1 protein-coding gene and 1 pseudogene are annotated in these 1,746 nt (G+C 69.2%); both read right to left on the reverse strand.

Annotation, left to right across the window (positions count from 1 at the left end; all coding sequences use genetic code 11):
- The coding region (locus ABT078_RS42450) for an IS1380 family transposase (RefSeq protein WP_502981580.1) at window positions 1–1,349 on the reverse strand (1,349 nt) is incomplete at its 3' end.
- Window positions 1,350–1,452: 103 nt separating this feature from the next.
- A pseudogene (locus ABT078_RS42455) lies at window positions 1,453–1,746 on the reverse strand (hypothetical protein); the annotation flags it as partial.

Raw genomic sequence — 1,746 nt, forward strand, 5'->3', positions numbered from 1 at the left:
CGCTCGAATGCATTGGTGATCAGGTTGGTCCAGGGCCAGTGCCGGGCGAGGCGGAGGTAGCGGCGGCGGCCGGTCGTGGCGAGCTGGGCCGCGGCGGAGAACAGTCGTAGCCGCAGGCGCTTGGGTTCCCAGCGGCGGGCCTCGCCGGTCAAGGCGAGCATCGGCATCCAGGCCAGCAGGTCGAGCGCGATCTGAACGATCTCCAGCCAGATCTGGTTCTGTGCAGCGCGGTGCAGCGGGAGATTGCGCAGGCCGGTGTCGCGGGCCGCGCGGATGCGGTCCTCGGCCCGGGCCCGCTGCCGGTGCCGCAGCTCCAGCTCGGCGATCGGCCTGTGCTTGGTGTTCGTGGCGAAGCACGTCAGCCGCATCCCGTCGGCGTCACTGAAGCGCAACTGCGCGCCCGAGTGCGGCCGTTCCTTCCGCACGATCAGCCGCATGCCCTTCGGCCAGCCCTGGAGGACATCGCCGGCGAGTTCGGCGACCCAGGCGCCATCGCGGACGTCGCCGCCGCGCTCGACGGCCGGGGCCCAGGCCGAGGCCGGCACCAGGAGCACGGCTTGGTGAATCGCCTCGGTGATGGTCATACCGACCGAGTACGACAGCCAGCGGCCGCGTGCAGCAAGCCAGTTCACGAACTCGTGAGTGCCGCCGGCGGAGTCGGTACGGATCAGGGTCCGTCGCCCGCGCCGGTACTTCGCCGGCAGCTGGGCGAGCGCGAGTCGTGCGGCCGTGATGTGGTCGGCTGCGGTGTTGCTGCCGGCGTTTCCCGGACGCAACAGGCCGGCCACCGGCTCCCCGGTCCCGGCAGCCCCGTGATCAACGAACGCGAACAGCGGATGGTGCCCGAAGGTCTTCTTCCAGGTCGCGGCCGCGTCCTCCTTTTCGGAGTGCGCAAGAACGAGCGCCCCGTCGATGTCAACGATCACCTCGCCGTCGGTGTCCGGGGCGTGGTGCCCGGCCAGCCTCCACACCCGCTCGCGGACCTCGGCCCGGGCCCGCCGTATGGCCGCCAGGGCTCGTGGACCCGCCGCTGCCAGGGAGTCGATGAGGCGAGAGACGGTCGGGTCGGAAGCTACCGGCCCGAACATCTCCGGCTCGGCCCGAAGCATCGCCACATCCGCCAGGCAGTCACCGCCCAATGCGGTCGCCAGAGCGAGGTCGAGCAGGATCTTGCCTGGATCGTGCACTGCCCTGGGCTTGCGCCACGGTGCAAGCCCTGCTGACAGCGCCGTGTCCAGACCGATCCGCCGGGCCGTCTCCACCATCAGCACCGCGCCGCCCTGCGAGACCACGCCCCGGCCGTTGCCCTGAACGTGGACAGAGGGGAACGACCAGCTACCCTTCTTCACCTGGAGAGCGCTTCTTTCCTGCGACGACATGGATCCTAGAGAAGTCCTATCGTCCCAGGTCAGAGGCGCTTTCTGTTGAGCTGACCAGGTGGCGGACAAGCGCTCAGGCGATACGCGTAGGCGTCGGTGACCAAGACGGTGGCAGCGGGGTGTCGTCGTCGTGATCGATCAGCAGTGGGTAGCGGTCATGCCACCACCGGTCTCGCGCGGGCCGTCGACTCACCGGCGTATTCAGCTCTTTGGCCGGACCCGTCGCGGCCCGGTAGCGGGCATCCCACTCTTCTATTCGCCTCTGGCACAGCATCCGCATCGCCGGAGTGAGGAACGGCAAGGCGTCCTGGAGCCAATCGCGGCAGGCCAGGTCGCTGTGATATTCGCAGACCCACGAGGTGTCGAA

The sequence above is a fragment of the Streptomyces sp. NPDC002133 genome (genome assembly GCF_040296405.1).
Taxonomy (GTDB): domain Bacteria; phylum Actinomycetota; class Actinomycetes; order Streptomycetales; family Streptomycetaceae; genus Streptomyces.